Source organism: Bhargavaea beijingensis (assembly GCF_900101985.1).
GTDB lineage: Bacteria > Bacillota > Bacilli > Bacillales_A > Planococcaceae > Bhargavaea > Bhargavaea beijingensis.
Window position 1 is genome coordinate 18,381 of record NZ_FNAR01000008.1, and the last position, 18,348, is coordinate 36,728.

At 55.2% G+C, this 18,348-nt stretch carries 13 protein-coding genes, 1 other RNA gene and 1 other annotated feature; of the genes, 12 read left to right on the plus strand and 2 right to left on the minus strand.

The window, feature by feature from the left end; all coding sequences use genetic code 11:
• Positions 1-115: 115 nt before the first annotated feature.
• The 6 genes from secDF (at position 116) to dtd (ending at position 8,603) form a co-directional block, all read left to right on the plus strand.
• Positions 116-2,383 carry a protein translocase subunit SecDF gene (gene secDF, locus BLT01_RS07640; RefSeq protein ID WP_092096619.1) on the plus strand — a complete coding sequence of 756 codons (2,268 nt, stop codon included), beginning with the start codon at positions 116-118 and terminating at the stop codon, positions 2,381-2,383.
• Between the two features lie 76 nt (positions 2,384-2,459).
• The gene (locus BLT01_RS07645; protein ID WP_092096622.1) at positions 2,460-2,825 is read left to right on the plus strand and encodes a LapA family protein; all 366 of its coding nucleotides are present in this window, start codon (positions 2,460-2,462) and stop codon (positions 2,823-2,825) included.
• A gap of 143 nt (positions 2,826-2,968) precedes the next feature.
• Positions 2,969-5,317, plus strand: coding sequence for a single-stranded-DNA-specific exonuclease RecJ (gene recJ / locus BLT01_RS07650; RefSeq protein WP_092096625.1), 2,349 nt, complete (start codon positions 2,969-2,971; stop codon positions 5,315-5,317).
• The gene (locus tag BLT01_RS07655; protein ID WP_092096628.1) at positions 5,308-5,826 is read left to right on the plus strand and encodes an adenine phosphoribosyltransferase; all 519 of its coding nucleotides are present in this window, start codon (positions 5,308-5,310) and stop codon (positions 5,824-5,826) included. Before recJ ends, BLT01_RS07655 begins: the two co-directional genes overlap by 10 nt.
• Positions 5,827-5,944: 118 nt before the next feature.
• Positions 5,945-8,140 (plus strand): RelA/SpoT family protein, encoded by a 2,196-nt coding sequence (locus BLT01_RS07660; protein ID WP_092096631.1) that lies wholly within the window; start codon positions 5,945-5,947, stop codon positions 8,138-8,140.
• Positions 8,141-8,159: 19 nt separating this feature from the next.
• Complete coding sequence (dtd, locus tag BLT01_RS07665) at positions 8,160-8,603, plus strand: D-aminoacyl-tRNA deacylase (RefSeq protein ID WP_092096634.1); 444 nt, start codon at positions 8,160-8,162, stop codon at positions 8,601-8,603.
• Positions 8,604-8,868: 265 nt separating this feature from the next.
• Here the strand turns inward: dtd and BLT01_RS07670 are convergent, their stop codons facing one another.
• Complete coding sequence (locus BLT01_RS07670; protein WP_092096638.1) at positions 8,869-10,419, minus strand: N-acetylmuramoyl-L-alanine amidase; 1,551 nt, start codon at positions 10,417-10,419, stop codon at positions 8,869-8,871.
• Between the two features lie 118 nt (positions 10,420-10,537).
• Positions 10,538-10,780, plus strand: a binding site (T-box leader).
• 53 nt (positions 10,781-10,833) lie between these two features.
• Here BLT01_RS07670 and hisS point away from each other — a divergent pair.
• From hisS to BLT01_RS07690, 4 genes are all read left to right on the plus strand, one after another.
• Complete coding sequence (gene hisS, locus BLT01_RS07675) at positions 10,834-12,102, plus strand: histidine--tRNA ligase (RefSeq protein WP_092096641.1); 1,269 nt, start codon at positions 10,834-10,836, stop codon at positions 12,100-12,102.
• Between the two features lie 21 nt (positions 12,103-12,123).
• The gene (gene aspS, locus BLT01_RS07680; protein WP_092096644.1) at positions 12,124-13,917 is read left to right on the plus strand and encodes an aspartate--tRNA ligase; all 1,794 of its coding nucleotides are present in this window, start codon (positions 12,124-12,126) and stop codon (positions 13,915-13,917) included.
• Positions 13,918-13,952: 35 nt separating this feature from the next.
• Positions 13,953-14,134: non-coding RNA, 6S RNA (gene ssrS, locus BLT01_RS07685), on the plus strand.
• Positions 14,135-14,205: 71 nt separating this feature from the next.
• Positions 14,206-14,970, plus strand: coding sequence for a tRNA threonylcarbamoyladenosine dehydratase (locus BLT01_RS07690; RefSeq protein WP_092096647.1), 765 nt, complete (start codon positions 14,206-14,208; stop codon positions 14,968-14,970).
• A gap of 326 nt (positions 14,971-15,296) precedes the next feature.
• Here the strand turns inward: BLT01_RS07690 and BLT01_RS07695 are convergent, their stop codons facing one another.
• Positions 15,297-16,583, minus strand: a complete 1,287-nt coding sequence (locus BLT01_RS07695) for a replication-associated recombination protein A (RefSeq protein ID WP_092096922.1) — start codon at positions 16,581-16,583, stop codon at positions 15,297-15,299.
• A 123-nt stretch (positions 16,584-16,706) separates the two neighbouring features.
• On the opposite strand from BLT01_RS07695, the gene cymR reads away from it, so the two are divergent.
• On the plus strand, positions 16,707-17,126 hold the full coding sequence (cymR, locus tag BLT01_RS07700; protein WP_092096650.1) for a cysteine metabolism transcriptional regulator CymR: 420 nt from the start codon (positions 16,707-16,709) through the stop codon (positions 17,124-17,126).
• Positions 17,127-17,198: 72 nt separating this feature from the next.
• Positions 17,199-18,344: a cysteine desulfurase family protein gene (locus BLT01_RS07705; protein WP_092096653.1), complete on the plus strand. Its 1,146-nt coding sequence runs from the start codon at positions 17,199-17,201 to the stop codon at positions 18,342-18,344.
• The last annotated feature ends 4 nt before the right edge of the window (positions 18,345-18,348 follow it).

Sequence of the window (18,348 nt, forward strand, 5' to 3'; positions counted from 1 at the left end):
CACGAAAGGCAACGTATTCCATAATGGAACTGTTGCTTTTTTTGTACGTCTATAATAGGTGCCCGTAAGCAAAAGGGCGCTGTCTTTTGCTGCGAATTGAATAGGGGGAACACATATGAAAACTCGAGGGCGCATAGTTGCTTTTCTCTTGCTCCTGGTGCTGTTTGCCACAACGATTGGCGGTACAGGCAAGCAGATCGCCAATGAAGTCAACCTCGGACTGGACCTTCAGGGCGGTTTCGAAGTGCTTTACCAGGTTGAACCGCTCCGTGACGGACAGAAGATCACCGAGGAGGTCGTGGCCGACACTGCCCGGGCGCTGACCGACCGGATCGATGTGCTGGGGGTAAGCGAGCCGAGCATCCAGATCGAGTCGGGAAATCGGATCCGTGTGCAGCTGGCGGGTGTCGAGGATCAGGAATCGGCGCGGGAACTTTTATCCACGCAAGCCAACCTGACGTTCCGGGACACCAATGACCGTCTCATGCTCGATGGAGATGACCTGGTCGAGGGCGGCGCCAAGTCGACCTTTAGTGACCAGGGACAGCCGATTGTGACGCTTAAGCTGAAGAGTGCGGAGAAGTTCGGGGAAGTAACCTCAGAAATCGCTTCGATGGCGCCGAACAACCAGCTTGTCATCTGGCTCGACTTTACGGAGGGCGAAGATTCTTTTGCCGAGGAAGTAAAGAAACCGGATCCGAAATTCATTTCCGCCCCGAACGTTTCCAAGCCGATCCTTTCATCTGACGTCGAGATTTCCGGATCGTTTACGGTGGATGAGACCAAACATCTGGCCGGAATCCTGAATGCCGGTGCGCTTCCGGTCAATCTGGAAGAGATCTACTCGACATCGGTCGGGGCCCAGTTCGGTGAGCAGGCACTTGATCAGACCGTCATTGCCGCGGCAATCGGCATCGGGCTTGTCCTGATCTTCATGCTCGTTTACTACCGGGTGGCAGGCTTTGTCGCACTGGTCACATTGTCCGTCTATGTGTATCTGGTGCTGCTTGTCTTCAACCTCCTCAATGGTGTACTTACGCTCCCGGGTATCGCGGCGCTTGTGCTCGGTGTCGGGATGGCGGTCGATGCCAACATCCTCACATACGAGCGGATCCGCGAGGAGCTCAGGATTGGCGGCACGGTGAAGGAAGCCTTCAAGGCAGGGGCGAAATCGTCCTTCACGGCCATCCTCGACGCGAATATCACCACTCTTATCGCGGCAGGTGTCCTGTTTGTCTTCGGGACAAGCTCCGTCAAAGGATTTGCTACGATGCTCATCCTTTCGATCCTGCTCAGCTTCATCACAGCGGTTTGGGGCTCCCGGCTGCTGCTCGGGTTGCTCGTCCACAGCGGAACGCTTGATGGTAAGCCTGGTGCTTTCGGCCTATCAAGAAAGTATATCCATACCAAAGAAGAAAAGATGGATGTCCTCGACCTGACGACAAGATTTGACCGATTCGATTTCGCGGGAAACCGGAAGAAGTTCTTTACAGCTTCGATCCTTTTCCTCGTGGCCGGTGCAATCGTACTCGGAGTCTTCAGGCTCAACCTCGGCATCGACTTCTCCAGCGGTACCCGGGTGGAAGTGCTCTCCGGTGAGCCGCTTACGCAGGAAGAGGTTGCCGCCACACTTGAAGAGGCAGGCCATCCGACTGAAGACATCCTGATTTCCGGAGAAAACAAGGAAATGGCTGTTTTCCGCTACAAGGATGACTTGACTCAGGGTGAAATCAACCAGCTCAAGGCAGATCTCGGAGGAATTTATGGTCATGAGCCGAATGTCAGCACCGTTTCTCCGACTGTCGGGCGGGAACTGGCTGAAAACGCCGTTAAGGCGCTGGCCATTGCCATGCTGGGCATCATCATTTACGTGGCCTTCCGATTTGAGTGGAGGATGGGCGTGGCGTCCATCGTTTCGCTCTTACACGATGCGTTCTTTATGATCGCGCTATTCAGCCTCCTGAGGCTTGAGGTCGATATCACTTTCATCGCTGCAATCCTGACGATTGTCGGCTACTCGATCAACGACACGATTGTCACCTTTGACCGGATCCGTGAGAACCTTCACAAGATGAAGAAGATCGAGACGGAGGAAGACCTTAAAAACGTGGTCAACAAATCACTCCGGCAAACGCTCGGACGCTCGGTCAACACCGTGCTCACTGTTGTGCTTGTTGTCTTGGCACTGATTTTCTTCGGATCGGAATCGATCCGCAACTTCTCGCTCGCGCTGTTGTTCGGCCTGGTTGCGGGGACCTATTCGTCCATCTTCATCGCCGCACAGCTCTGGCTGCAGTTGAAGAAGAGGGAGATCAACAAAAAAGGGACACTCGATGTCCAGAAAAAAGAGAAAAACTGGGGCTCCGACGAACCGGTCGTCTGACCAGGTTTCCGCTCCGGAAGGGACAGGGTATACATTTGTATGCCCTGTCTTTTCTTGTGCGGAAAGGAGGAAACGAATGAAATTCCAGTGGACACTGCTTTTGGGACTGATCTTTGCTCTTGTCGTTGCCTGGTTCGCGATCGTCAACGTGGAACAGGTGCCTGTAAACTATGTGTTCGGAACGGCTGAATGGCCGCTGATTATCGTCATCCTCGCGTCGGCTTTGCTCGGTGCGGCGGTAAGCGGATCCGTGTCGATGTTCCGCTCTCTGATGCAACAGCGGAAAATCAAGCGGCTCGAACGCGAGGTGAACGAGAAGGAAGTCCAGATTGCGGATCAGCAAAATGAAATTGCCACTTTGCAGCATGCGGCTTCTGCATTTTCTTCGGTATCCGAACCTGAACCGCGCAACAGCAATCTCGGCGGCGACCCCGGCTCCTGATAAATGTCAGGAGCTTTTTTCTGTTTGGCAACAATTCGTCCGCAGTGTCCAGTCAGCCACGAAATTCCAAGTATCCCCCTGCCCATTCGAGTCGGGTGCTGCGGAGTGTTCTCATGTATAATAGTCTTCAAGGAAGTGATGGAATGATAGAATCGATGAAGCGCTGGCGGACTCAGGAAAGCGATGCCGGGGTGGCGGAAAAGCTCCGCCAGGCCCTGGGTCTTTCGCCGATTGCAGCAAAGGTTCTGGCGTCGCGTGGGTTCACGGACCCGGAAAAAGCGTCCGCCTTTATCGGGATCGGCCAGGAAAGCTGGCACGATCCGTTTCTCATGAAAGACATGGACAGGGCGGTTGAACTGATCCATAAGCATATCCGTTCGGGCAGCCGAATCGCTGTCTATGGTGATTACGATGCGGACGGTGTGACGAGCACGACCGTCCTCATGAAGGCACTTCTATCGCTTGGCGCGGATGCCTTCTATGTCATCCCTGACCGGTTCAAACACGGTTACGGTCCGAATACCGATCTGTTCCGCGAAACTTACGAGCGCGGCGCCTCGCTGATCGTGACAGTCGACAACGGGATATCCGGCAATGTGCAAGTGGCCGCGGCAAAGGAAATGGGCATGGATGTGATTGTCACGGATCACCACGAGCCGGGCGAAGTCCTGCCGGTGGCGGATGCCATCATCCATCCGCGCCATCCGGAAGGGAACTACCCGTTCGGTGAGCTGGCCGGTGTCGGGGTGGTCCTCAAGGTCGCCCATGCACTGACCGGCGAATTCCCGGCAGATTCGCTGATTTTCGGGGCGATCGGGACGGTTGCCGACCTTGTCCCGCTGCATGATGAGAACCGGCTCATCGTCAAGGCGGGCATCGGAAAATTGAGGCAAACATCCAATCCGGCCGTTCGGGCGCTTTGCGGCGTCTCGGATGTGCGTCAGCAGGATATCAATGAAGAAACGATCGGCTTTGCATTCGGTCCGAGAATCAATGCGCTCGGACGGCTGGGTGATGCAGAGCCGGCTGTCCGCATGTTCCTGACGGATGATGCTGCTGAAGCATCGTTGCTTGCCGCCCAACTGAATGACCGGAACAAAGAAAGGCAGAAGATGGTCGCCTCCATCGCCGACGAAGCGATCGCACAGATCGAGGATACATACGGTGATGCAGTCCCTCATGTGCTGACAGTGGCTGGAGAGGGATGGAATCCGGGCGTCGTCGGAATCGTCTCATCCAGAATCACGGAAAAGTATTACCGTCCGTCGATTGTGCTCGCGCTCGACCAGGAAAAAGGGATCGCGAAAGGGTCTGCTCGGAGTATCGAAGGCTTCCATATGTACAGGGAGCTTAAGAAAAATGCGGACCTCGTCCCGCATTTCGGTGGACACCCGATGGCAGCGGGGCTGACCATGCCGATCGAACATGTCGGGAATCTACGGGAAAATCTCATCAGGCAGGGGGAGGAAGCCCTGACGGAGGAGGACCTGATTCCGACATTGGACGTCGATGTGCAGCTGACACTGGATGAAGTCGATATCGCATCGATCGAATCCCTGGCCGAACTCGGCCCATACGGTGTCGGATTTGCCAAGCCTGTTTATTGCCTGCCGGACCTGAGCGTGGAATCCAGCCGGAAAATCGGTTCGATGAAAAATCATCTGAAGCTAAGTGTATCGGACGGTGCCAACACGCTGGACGTGGTCGGGTTCGGGCTTGGCCATCTTGAAGATGAGCTGACACCGGACGCCCGGATCAGCCTTGCAGGCGACCTTCAGATCAATGAATGGAACGGCAGGAAAAAGCCTCAGCTGTTGCTGACGGACCTGAAGTCGGACGGCTGGCAGCTGTTTGATGTCCGCGGGGAGCGCCTGCTGTCCAGGTGGCTCCCTTCCATCCCGGATGAAGCGGTATTTGTTGCTTTCAGAAAAGAGAGCGTACGGAAATTCCGTGCAGACACAGGGAAGGAAATCGTTCAGGCTGCGGATGTCGATCCCGCCCGTTCGCGGACACTTGTCCTCCTGGATCTGCCCGACTCGCTTGATGAACTTGAGGCGCTGCTCGGTTCATGCGCGCCGACCCGGATCTATGCGCATTTCCATGTGCCGGAATCCCGCTATTTCATGGGGATACCCGACCGGAAGCAGTTCGGCTGGTATTATACCTTCCTGAAGCAGCAGGGGAGCTTCCACGTGATGCGTGAAGGGGAACGGCTCGCGAAACATAAAGGTTGGAGCCGGGATACGGTGATTTTCATGACAAAGGTGTTTTTTGAGCTCGGATTTGTTACAATGGAGAACGGACTTGCTGCAGTCACGGGCAACCCGCCAAAGCGGGATCTGTCCGAGTCTGAAACCTATTCAGGGCTGGAGCGGCGGATCAATATCGAAGAGACTTTACTCTATTCGCCCTATCAGGAATTACGGCGGGTCATCGGCAGCATTCTGGATGCGCCTGAGACTGCCCGGGAGGAGCAACAACTATGGATTTAAAGCAATATGTAACGATTGTCGATAACTATCCGAAGGAAGGCATCAGTTTCAAGGATATTACGACAATCATGGACAATGGTCCTGTTTATAAATACGCGACCGACCAAATCGTCGAGTACGCAAAAAAAGTGGGGGCAGAGATCATTGTCGGCCCGGAAGCGCGCGGGTTTATCATCGGATGCCCGGTCGCCTATGCACTCAACATCGGTTTTGCGCCCGTGCGCAAGGAAGGCAAGCTTCCGCGCGAAACGATCAAGGTCGAGTACGGCCTTGAGTATGGCAAGGATGTCCTGACCATCCATCGCGATGCGATCAAGCCGGGCCAGAAAGTGCTGATCGTCGATGACCTTCTGGCAACCGGCGGCACCGTCGAAGCGACGGTCAAGCTGGTCGAGGAACTCGGCGGCGAAGTGGCAGGCTGTGCCTTCCTCATCGAGCTGTCCTACCTGGACGGACGCGAGCGCCTCAAAGGCTACGATGTCCATGCCCTCATGCAATATGAAGACTGATTCGGCCCCCGGCGGAAGCCGGGGGTCTGATTCGAGAGCGCGTTTTTGCAAAAACGCGCTTTTTTGATAAAATAGTCTTACTTTATATCAAAAAAGTAATCGAAAGGCGGTGGACGGAATGGCGAAAAATACAGTGATGACGGTAGAGGATGTTTTCGCATCCGTCTCCTCCTATATGAATGAAGAACATGTCCAGTTTGTGAAAGAGGCCTATGAAGTGGCAGAAAAGGCTCATGAGGGCCAGACCCGCAGCTCGGGAGAGGCGTATATTACGCATCCCGTACAGGTTGCGGGCATCCTTGCCAACCTCCAGATGGACCCGGAGACGGTGGCGGCAGGCTTCCTTCATGATGTCGTGGAAGACACCGCGGTGACCAGGGAGGAATTGGTCTCCCGGTTCGGCGAGGAAGTGGCCGGGCTTGTCGACGGCGTCACCAAACTGGACAAGCTGAAGTACAAGTCGAAAGAAGAAAAGCAGGCGGAGAACCACCGGAAGATGTTTCTCGCAATGGCACAGGACATCCGGGTCATCCTGATCAAGCTGGCTGACCGCCTGCACAATATGCGAACCTTGAAATTCACGAGCCCCGAAAAGCAGCGGCGCGTATCGGCGGAGACGCTCGAAATCTTTGCGCCGCTTGCACACCGCCTCGGAATTTCCACCATCAAATGGGAACTGGAAGACACGGCGCTGCGCTATCTGAATCCGCAGCAGTACTACCGGATTGTCAATCTGATGAAGCGAAAGCGGACCGAGCGTGAAAATTACCTCAAGAAAGTCATGGACCAGATCCGTGACGAACTCAATCAGGTAAATATCAAATCCGAGCTTTCAGGCCGCCCTAAACATATTTACAGCATCTACCGCAAGATGGTCCTGCAGAACAAACAGTTCAACGAAATCTATGACCTTCTCGCCATCCGGGTCCAGGTCTCGAGCATCAAAGACTGCTATGCCGTCCTCGGGATTATCCATACGCTCTGGAAGCCGATGCCGGGGCGGTTCAAGGACTACATCGCCATGCCGAAGCAAAACCTGTACCAGTCCATTCATACGACGGTCGTCGGGCCGAATGGCGAGCCGCTCGAGGTTCAGATCCGGACAGATGAGATGCACCGGATTGCCGAGTACGGGGTGGCGGCCCACTGGGCGTACAAAGAAGGAAAGAACCTGCAGGAAAATCAGGACAGCCTGGATTCCAAGCTGACTTGGTTCCGTGAGATTCTTGACTTCCAGAATGAGTCGTCAAACGCGGAAGAATTCATGGAATCATTAAAGTACGATCTGTTCTCCGACATGGTCTACGTTTTCACGCCGAACGGCGATGTGCTGGAGCTCCGGTCAGGGTCCGTGCCGATCGACTTTGCCTACAGGGTCCACTCGGAAGTCGGGAACAAGATGATCGGTGCCAAAGTCAACGGCAAGATCGTCCCGCTCGACACTGAGCTCAGCACAGGGGATATCGTCGAGATCCTCACGTCCAAGCAGTCGTTCGGACCGAGCCGGGACTGGCTCAAAATCGCAAACACCTCCCAGGCAAAAAACAAGATCAAGCAGTTCTTCAAAAAACAGCTGCGTGATGAAAACATCATCAAAGGCCGCGAGATGATCGAGCAAGAGCTCAAGGATCGCGGGTTGGCGAAAAAGGATGTACTCACTGAAGAAAACATCAAGCGGGTATGTGACAAGTTTAACTTCGCGAACGAAGAAGACATGCATGCTGCGATCGGTTTTAACGGCATCACTGTCCAGCAGGTCGTCAACCGGCTGACTGAAAAGCTCCGCAAAGAGAAAGAAGCCGAATTGCAACTCGAAAAAATCACCAAGGAAATGGCGGCGCCACAACAAAAGAAAGAAACCGAATCCGGCGTCATCGTTCCGGGAATCGACAACCTGCTCATCCGCCTTTCCCGCTGCTGCAGCCCGGTACCGGGTGATGAAATCGTCGGTTATATCACAAAAGGGCGCGGTGTTTCGGTCCACCGCGCGGATTGCCCGAATGTTTCGCCGGACGATTCAGAAAGCCGGCTGATCGATGTGGAATGGGCGGGAACCCCTGCCGGCAAGCAGAAAGAATATCAGGTAGATATCGAAATCTCAGGTTTTGACCGTCCCGGCCTCCTGAATGAAGTGATGCACATTGTAAATGAACTCAAGACGGTGATCACGGCGGTCAGCGCCAAAAGTGATAAAAACAAAATCGCGACCATCCATATGACGCTCCTGATCACGAACATCACCCACCTTCACCGGATCGTTGAGCGCATCAAGCAAATCCGCGACATTTATTATGTCCAGCGGGTCACGAACTGAGAAAAGGGGAGAGGTTTAAATGAGAGTGATCATCCAGAGGAGCGGGAAAGCGTCCGTAACCGTCGGCGGGAAAGTGACCGGTGCCATTGACAGCGGCTATGTGCTTCTGGTCGGACTCACACACTCCGACACGGTCGGAGATGTCCGTTATGTGGCCAATAAAGTCGCCAACCTCCGCCTGTTTGAAGATGCCGACGGAAAGATGAATCTATCGATCCTGGATGCAGGCGGCGCCATTTTATCTGTCTCCCAGTTTACGCTGTATGCGGATACGGCGAGGGGACGGCGTCCCGGATTCTCGGAAGCTGCCAGGCCCGAACAGGCCCGGCAGCTCTATGAACACTTCAACGAAGAGCTCCGTAAACTCGGGCTCCATGTGGAAACCGGCATCTTCGGCGCCATGATGGACGTCAGCCTCACCAACGAAGGCCCCGTCACGGTCATTGTGGAATCAAAGAAATGACAGACGAACCAGCAGATCCTGCGCTTCTACACAAGCTGCAGACAAAGTGAGTTTATCGCTCCTTTGTCTGCAGTTTTTTGATTTTTATCATGTTGAAGTGGTGTGCAGAGCTTTCCGCCACGGGTGGGCGCAATTTGCGGAGAAGGCCATGATCAGGCGCCAGAGATGTCAATCGGGAGGGATATAAATTAAAAAACTGCAGACCACGGAGCAATTTTGCTCTCCTGATCTGCAGTCTTGGCAGAATCCATCACGATTCTGCTTTTTATCGTCCCAATTGGGAATCAAAGTATTTGATGATGCCTCTGTAGATGCCGTCTGTCGCCTGTTCCCGGTATTCCGGATTGGTGACGCGGCGTTCTTCGGACAAGTTGCTGAGGAAGCCGAGTTCGACGAGGATGGACGGCTGCCGGTTTTCGCGCAGCACAAGGTAATTCCCTTTCTGGACTCCCCGGTCTTTCAGATTCACTGATTTTCCGAGGTAAATGTTGACGTACTCAGCAAAAGGGTGCTCGATCGACTTCTGGTAATAAGTGGTGAACCCCCGGACGGAGTGGTCGGTCGTCGCGTCGTAGTGGAGGCTGATGAATGCGTCGGCCCCCGCCTGATTGCTGAGCGAAACCCGCTTTCTCAAGCCGACATACTCATCGGTTTCCCTGGTCAGAATCACTTCGGCCCCGGCTGCCCTCAGCTTGGACGCCAGGAGTTCTGCAGTGGGGAGGGTAAGGTCTTTTTCATTCGTTCCCCTCAAGCCGGTCGTTCCGCCGTCATTGCCGCCATGTCCCGGATCGATCACAAGGGTGATCCCATTCAGTGTGCCCGCCTTGCGGTCGGCTTTTTTCTTCTGGTCTTTCAGTTCTGCCGCTTCGCCGATTGACACGACCCAGCTCGCCACATAGGCTTCCGAGCCGTCGTTCAGCGAAATACGGAACCAGTCACCTTCCCGTACACCGCTGAAGTTTTCTCCGGCAGACGCCCGTTTTACCACATCGGATGAAGTGGAAGCGCTGCTTCGCAGGTTCGTGCCATCATAAAGAATGGTGACCGATTCGGATGGTTTGTCCGACTCCGATCCTGTTTTTCCAACGGAGTTGCCGGCAGCAGCGCCGCCGGAAGAACGGACGCCATGGAAGGAGTACACCCAGCCCTCTTTGCCGCCGATAGAAAGTTTGACCCAGTTGCCGTGGGATTCGGTGACCGGGTAACTTTCCCCCTGTCTGACCACTGTGACTTTGGCGGCGGTCAAGTCCGGTTTTTCCCGGACGTTAAGCGCAGATACGGCAACTGTGAACGTTCCGCTTTCCGCTTTCGCCCCTTTAGCATCAGGCGAGGCTGAGGAAGCGGTTATGTATTGACTGGAGACCCAGCCGCGCGTGCCGTTCACAGTCACTTCCGTCCATCCGCCGGAAGAACCGTGGGAAGTGGCCTGGTCACCGCGGTTCATCTTCAGAAGAACGGCGGATGACGTGGTTGGCTGGGCGCGCACGTTCAGCCTGTCCACCTGTGAGATGATGCTGTCCGATCCGGATGCCGGGGCAGCCGACGATTTGGTCAGATAAGCGGCGATATACCCTTTGGAAGAACCGGTATCCACATACAGCCAGTCGCCTTCGGATCCGAGGATTTTGACGGTGTCACCGCGTTTCAGGGAACCGGTCACGCTGTGGGCGAGGCCCGGTCCGGAACGGACATTGATCGAATCCGTATCGACCGTCACTGTGCCTGCTGCGCGGACAGAGCCGGATGTTCCATTGAATCCGAGCAACAGCCCGCACACCAAAAGGATGGATAATGCGATTTTTCGTTTGTTCCTCATTCATCCCCCTCCTCATGGATTAGTTTACGGGGAAGTCACGGAGAATTCTATACCTTTTTCTAAAACGGTTGACAGTTGATTCTTAAGTCATTAAGATAATGGTTAATTGATACTGGAATGGACGCCACTGACCGGAAAAGTAGCGGCCCATTGTCCTGAAAAGAGAGGGTGGGACCCGGGCTGAAATCCCATCCGCAGGACACGGGCCGTGAACAACACCCGAGAGGCTCTTCTTCGAAAAGGGAGGATTTCCCCGCGTAGGAGAAGACGGACCCGGCCGTTACCCGGACCGAGTGGGTACAGCTGTGCTGTGCCAATCAGGGTGGAACCGCGGTGGCTAAAATAAGCCTTCGTCCCTTGCAGAGATGCAGGGGACGGGGGCTTTTTTCATTTCATTGGAAGGATGGGAAACCTATGATGTTCAAAGTGCCAAGAGGAACAAAGGATCTGCTCCCGGAAGAGACAGGGAACTGGCAGGCGATCGAGTCGCTGATCCGGGACACATGCCGTCTTTACCGGTACGAAGAAATCAGGACACCGGTTTTCGAGCAGACTGAACTGTTCACAAGAAGTGTCGGGGATACGACCGATATCGTCCAGAAGGAGATGTACACATTCGAAGACCGCGGCGGGCGTTCTCTGACGCTCCGTCCGGAAGGCACCGCGCCGGTGGTTCGTGCTTTTGTCGAAAACAAGATGTTCGGCTCGCCGGATCAGCCCGTGAAGCTTTACTACATGGGGCCAATGTTCCGCTATGAACGTCAGCAGGCCGGACGTTACCGCCAGTTTGTGCAGTTCGGTGTCGAAGCGATCGGCAGCGATTCGCCGGCAATCGATGCGGAAGTCATCTCCCTCGCGATGGATGTATATCAGCGTGCCGGGCTTCGGGATTTGCGCCTTGTGATCAATTCGCTCGGCGACAAGGAAAGCCGGAACAAACACCGCGAAGCGCTGATCCGCCACTTTGAACCGTCGATCGGTGAGTTCTGCAGTGACTGCCGGAACAGGCTTGAGAAAAATCCGCTCCGGATCCTGGATTGCAAGGTCGACCGCGAACACCCGCTGATGAACACCGCACCGGCGCTTACCGACTACCTGAATGAAGAGTCCGCTGCCTATTTTGAAGAGGTGAAGACGGCGCTGGACGCACTCGGAATCGACTATGTGGTCGATCCGAACCTTGTCAGGGGCCTGGATTACTATAACCACACCGCATTCGAAATCATGAGCACATCGGATGGATTCGGCGCGATCACTACGCTGTGCGGAGGCGGGCGCTATAACGGGCTATCGGAAGACATCGGCGGCCCGGAAGCGCCCGGAATCGGATTTGCCATGAGCATCGAGCGTTTCCTGATGGCGCTCGAGGCCGAAGGCAAAATGCCGGAGACCGAAAGCAGGCTGGATGCATTTATCGTCGCGCTGGACGAAGAGTCCCGGAAAGAAGCGGTCAGGATCCTCGGCACCCTCCGGCGGGATGGGATAGCGGCCGACATGGACTATATGGGCCGGAAAATGAAAGCACAGATGAAAGCGGCAGATCGCCAAAAAGCCAGACATGTCGTTGTCATCGGCGAAGATGAGCTGAAAAACGGAGCTGCCGGCGTGAAAAATATGGCGGACGGCACACAGAAGACGGTGGAATTCGCCCGTCTTGCGGAAACCCTGAAAAGCAGATCTTGAGTGTAGGAAGGAAGAGCTGACATGAAGAGAACGAACTATTGCGGTGAAGTCACCGATGCACAAATCGGACAGAAAGTAGTCTTGAAAGGATGGGTGCAGCGGCGCCGTGACCTTGGCGGCCTGATTTTCGTGGATCTCCGTGATCGGACGGGAATCGTCCAGGTCGTCTTTAATCCGGACTTTTCCGGTGAAGCCATGAAGACGGGCGACCGCCTGCGCAATGAATTTGTCGTCGAGGTGCGCGGCACGGTTATCGGGCGCGAGGAAAATCAGGTAAACCCTAACCTCCAGACCGGCAGGATCGAAGTCCAGGCGGAAGAGATCGACATCATCAACGAAGCGAAAAATCCGCCGTTCGTCATTGAAGATGCCAATCATGTAGGTGAGGAAACGCGACTGAAATACCGCTACCTTGATCTGCGTCGCCCTGAAATGTACCGGACGTTCAAAATGCGCTCGGACATCATGAAAACCGTGCGGAACTTTTTGGACGATAACGGATTCATGGAAGTTGAGACGCCGTACCTTACAAAGTCGACGCCGGAAGGAGCCCGTGACTACCTGGTTCCGAGCCGCGTCCATGATGGTGAATTCTATGCGCTTCCGCAGTCACCGCAGCTTTTCAAACAGCTGCTCATGGTATCGGGATTCGATAAGTATTATCAGATTGTCCGCTGCTTCCGCGATGAGGACCTGAGGGCGGACCGGCAGCCGGAGTTTACCCAGATCGACATGGAGATGAGCTTTGTCGAAATGGAAGATGTCATCGAACTGAACGAAACCCTTATGCAAAAAGTCATGCGGGATGTCAAAGGCGTTGAGGTACCCGTGCCGTTCCAGCGCATGACCTATGACGAAGCGATGGCCCGTTACGGTTCCGACAAACCCGATGTGCGATTCGGCCTTGAACTTCAGGATGTTTCCGAAGTGGTGGCAGACTCCTCCTTCAAAGTGTTCGCCGGTGCGGTTTCCTCCGGAGGACAGGTCAAGGCGATCAATGCCAAAGGTGCTGCGGGTGATTATTCCCGCAAAGACATCGACGCGCTCGGGGAATTTGCAGGCCGTTACGGTGCCAAGGGACTTGCCTGGATGAAAGTCGAAGAAGACGGCCTGAAGGGTCCGATCGCCAAGTTCTTCGAAGGCGAAACAGCAGAGCGGCTGAAGGCTGCTCTCGAAGCGGAGCCCGGTGACCTTCTGCTATTCGTTGCCGACAAAAAACAGGTCGTTGCAGACGCGCTGGGCGCTCTCCGTCTGAAGCTCGGCAAGGAGAGGGGCCTGATCGACGAGTCCCGCTACGCTTTCCTCTGGGTGACCGACTGGCCGCTGTTTGAGTACGACGAGGAAGAAGGCCGCTATTACGCAGCCCATCATCCGTTTACAATGCCGGTCCGCGAAGATATTGAAATGCTCGGCACAGAGCCTCAGGAAGTCAGGGCGATGGCCTATGATATGGTGCTGAACGGCTTTGAGCTCGGCGGGGGATCCCTTCGGATTTATGAACGCGATATCCAGGAAAAAATGTTCAAGGCGCTCGGATTTACCGAGGACGAGGCAAAGGCCCAGTTCGGGTTCCTGCTGGATGCCTTTGACTACGGCACGCCTCCTCACGGCGGGATCGCCTTCGGGCTTGACCGCCTGGCGATGCTTCTTGCGGGCGCAACTAGCCTGCGCGACGTGATTGCATTCCCGAAAACGGCAAGCGCGAGCGACCTCATGGTAGAAGCGCCGTCCGGTGTGTCCGATGCACAACTCCGGGAACTGGGCATAAAGCTGCGGAATGAAAATAAGGCGGAAGCCACAAACATTCAGCGTTGATTCCAAGATTCACATATGTTACTATGATACCAATACAGATCCTGATGTGTTCGTTATTTGTCTATCAGTTTTGACCGAACATTCAAATCGTAGGGAGTCCGAATACCGGCATTGCTGGCATGCCCCTCAGAGGGAAGTCAAACGTGCCGGTGAGGGCACCCACCTGCCTGGTGCGGGTTCAAAACGATTACCCAAAGACGGCACAATCGGGATCTGTCCCGTTTTGACTGACCGCCTCCCGCTTGAGCGGGAGGCTTTTATTTTGATTTGCGAAAGGAAGGAACCCCCATGCTGCATCAGTTTTCCAGAAATGAGCTTTCTATAGGAAAAGAGGGGCTGGACCGTTACAGGCAGACGACCGTTGCCGTTCTCGGCGTCGGCGGAGTCGGCTCATTTGCGGCTGAAGCATGTGCGCGGACGGGAATCGGGCGGATCATACTGATCGACAAGGACGAAGTCGATATCACAAACGTCAACCGCCAGCTTGTCGCTTATCTGTCCACAGTCGGGCGGAAAAAGGCCGAAGTGATGAAAGAGCGGATTGCGGATATCAATCCCGACTGTGAAGTGATCACACTCAATATGTTTTACACGGAAGAAACGGCAGACCAGCTGTTTGATCTGAAACCGGACTATGTGATCGATGCATCCGACACGATCGCCTACAAGATCCATCTGATCAAAGAATGTGTGAAGCGTGGCGTGAACGTCATTTCCTGCATGGGGGTCGCCCGCAAGACTGATCCGACACGTCTTCAGATTGTGGACATTTCGAAAACCCACACCGATCCGCTTGCCAAAGTGATCCGGACGACGCTTCGCAAGGCCGGCATCCGGAAAGGCGTCCCTGTCGTTTTCTCCGATGAGAGCCCGATCATATCTAAAGATGAAGTCAACGAGGTGGTGGGGAAGCCGGATGCAAAAATCCGCAAGGCGAAAATGCCTCCTGCCTCCAACGCATTCGTCCCATCGACGGCCGGGTTGTTTTGCGCCTCCTGGGTGCTGAATGATATCGTGCAAGATATCGAGATCAAGCGCGTCAAAGATGAATAAGCAAAGCCCGTTCCCGCATGTGGGGAACAGGCTTTTGATTGGCCTGGGGGCTTTTGGCCGCTGTCCGGTTTCGTCATTTGTCCGTCAGGTTTCGTCATTGGGCCCGGAAGTTTCGTCATTCATCCGGTGAATGACGAAATCGGCGCCTCGAATGACGAAACTGTGTCATGGAACGCTGAAAGCGGACGCTTGAATGACGAAACCTCACGGATGCATGGTTCGTTGTTAATTATATTATTATTATGTTAACCCCAAAATTGTTTCGCGAAAGATCCGTTTCCGGAATCTTACTGAGCAAAAGAAGCCGCCCAATGCGGGCGGCTTCTTTACGGTTGCTTCATAAATTGCTTGAGTTTCCTGTGGATACCGGCCATCTTTTTCTCCTTGCCGGCGATGACAGGTTCGTAAAACTGCTCGTCCGCAATTTTGTCGGGGAGGTATTGCTGGCTGGCCCAGCCGCCGAATTCGCCGAGCGGGGTATCGTGCGGATATTGGTACCCGGTATGTCCGAGAGCGGCGGCACCGGCGTAGTGGGCGTCTTTGAGATGCGGAGGGATTTCCCCGGTATCACCTGCATGGATCCTGGATGCCGCAGCATCAAAGGCGCGGTAGGCCGAGTTTGATTTTTCGGAGAGGCACATCTCGATGACAGCGACACTCAGGGGGATCCTGGCTTCCGGCATTCCGAGGCGCTCCGCGGACTGTGTCGCCGCCAGCACATGCGCGCCGACTTCCGGATTGGCCAGTCCGATGTCCTCATAGGCCATGACCAGGAGACGCCGGCATACCGCGGTCAGGTCGCCCGATTCCAGAAGATGCGCAAGGTAAAAGACGGCGGCATCCGCGTCGCTTCCGCGAACGGATTTTTGGAGGGCGGACAGGAGATTATAAAAGTGGGAACCGTTTTTGTCCCCGAATACTCCGGTACGCCCGATGAGGCTCTTGATCACTGCATCTTCCACGATGGTCATGCCGTCTTCCTCGTCAGAAGCGAGCACGGCCGATTCCAGAAGTGTCAGTGCCTTCCGGGCATCTCCGCCGGCGCCCTCCGCCAAACGGACGATCTGGTCGTCGGTGATCCGGATGTCCATCCGGCCGAGGCCACGGTCTTTGTCGGAGAGCGCTCTCAGGATCAGTTCCGTAATGTCTTCCGTTTCCAGCCCTTTTAGCTGAAGGATTTCCCCGCATCTTGACCGGATGGCGGGATTCACATCATGGTACGGGTTTTCGGTCGTGGCACCGATCAGGACGATCGATCCGTTTTCGACATGAGGGAGCAGCGCGTCCTGCTGTAATTTATTGAACCGGTGGATTTCATCCAAAAAGAGAATGACCTTGCCGGTGACCCGGGCCTCGTCTACGACCCGCTCCACATCTTTTTTTCCGGAGACGGTGGCATTCAGCGCGATGAACGGCAGGCCGCTCGTTCCCGCTATCGCATGTGCGAGCGATGTCTTGCCGACACCGGGGCGTCCATACAGGAGCATGGACGGCACATGTCCGTTTTTGATCATCCGGTACAGCGCAGTTCCTTTCCCGATGATGTGCCGCTGGCCGGCAATCTCGTCGATCGTTCCCGGCCTCATCCGATAGGCGAGCGGTTCGTTCTGCATGAAATCAGCCCTTTCTTCATCCATCCTTCCATTATACATTTCCTTTCGGGACTCTTCATGCGCGGGGGCGGTAATCGTTATGCTATAATGGCGGATAGAAAAGCGCAGGGTAGAGGTGTACTGATGAAAATATCAACCAGGGGCCGTTACGGGCTGGCGATCATGATCGAGCTCGGACGGCAATACGGCAGCGGGCCGGTTCCGCTCCGTAAAATTGCAGAAATCAATGACCTTTCCGAGGCTTACCTCGAACAGCTCGTTCCGCCGCTCCGCAATTCGGGGCTTGTCAAAAGTGTCCGGGGCGCGCACGGTGGATATAAACTGGCCAAGCCGCCGCATCAGATTTCGGCCGGAGATGTGATCCGTGTCCTTGAAGGGCCGATCCAGCCTGTCGAGGGGATCGAAGAAGAGCCGCAGCCCCAGCGCCTGCTGTGGGGACGCATCCGCGACGCTGTAAAAGAAGTGCTTGACACAGTCACGATCGAAGACCTGATCAATATGAAATCTGACAGCGAAGACGAAGGCTACATGTTTTACATCTGACAGCCGGACGTAACGGCCGTTCCGGAAAATCGGTGGAACGGCCGGCATCTCTGCTGGGAAAGGATTTTGGATATGAACGGAATTTATCTGGACCATGCGGCTACGACACCGGTACATCCGGAGGTGGCACGGGTCTACACGGAACTTCTCACAAGCACATACGGCAATGCTTCAAGCATCCATGGGCCGGGGCGCAGTGCAAGAAAGCTGCTTGACGACAGCCGGGCAACCGCCTCCGGCCTGATCGGCGCCCGTCCGGAAGAAATCATCTTCACGGGCGGCGGAACGGAAAGCGACAATCTCGCCATTTTCGGTACGGCAGAAGCAAGGTCAGATGAAGGCCGCCATATTATCACGACGGCCATCGAGCACCATGCGGTCCTAAACGCCTGCAAGCGGCTGGAAAATCGCGGCTATGAGGTGACTTGGCTTCCAGCCGACCGGGAAGGGCGCGTGTCGCCGGAAGATGTCCGGAAAGCGCTCCGGGATGACACCATCCTTGTGACGGTCATGGCGGCAAACAACGAAGTCGGCACCATTCAGCCGATCCGGGAGATCGGCGGCATTCTGAAGGAACACCGGGCGACTTTCCATACCGATGCGGTTCAGGCTTTCGGAGAGATTCCCGTCAACGTCGGGGAACTCGGCGTCGACCTGCTCAGCGCGTCGGCGCACAAAATCAACGGGCCGAAGGGAATCGGTTTCCTTTACCAGAAAAACGGCACGAAGCTTGTGCCGCCGACTTCCGGCGGGGAGCAGGAGCGGAAACGCCGTGCCGGTACGGAAAACGTGCCGGGCATCGCGGCATTTGCAAAAGCGGCGGAAATCGCCCATGCATCTCTTGGGCAGCGTAGAGAACGGCATGAGTCGTTCAAGGAGATCATGACCGGCACACTTGAAAAGTCCGGTATTGATTTTAGCGTGAATGCCGGACAGGCAAGGACATTGCCGCATGTCCTGAATCTCAGCTTCCCGGGAACGGATATTGAATCACTGCTCGTAAATCTCGACTTGGCGGGCATTCATGTATCGAGCGGCTCCGCCTGCACGGCGGGTTCGGTGGATCCATCGCATGTGCTCGCCGCAATGTACGGGGAAGGGGCAAGGGAGCTGCGCAATTCCGTCCGCTTCAGTTTCGGCTACGGCTTATCGGAAGCAGACATCCGGGCCGCCGCTGAAAAAACGGCAGCCGTAGTCCGGAGACTCGCTGGACAATAGAAAG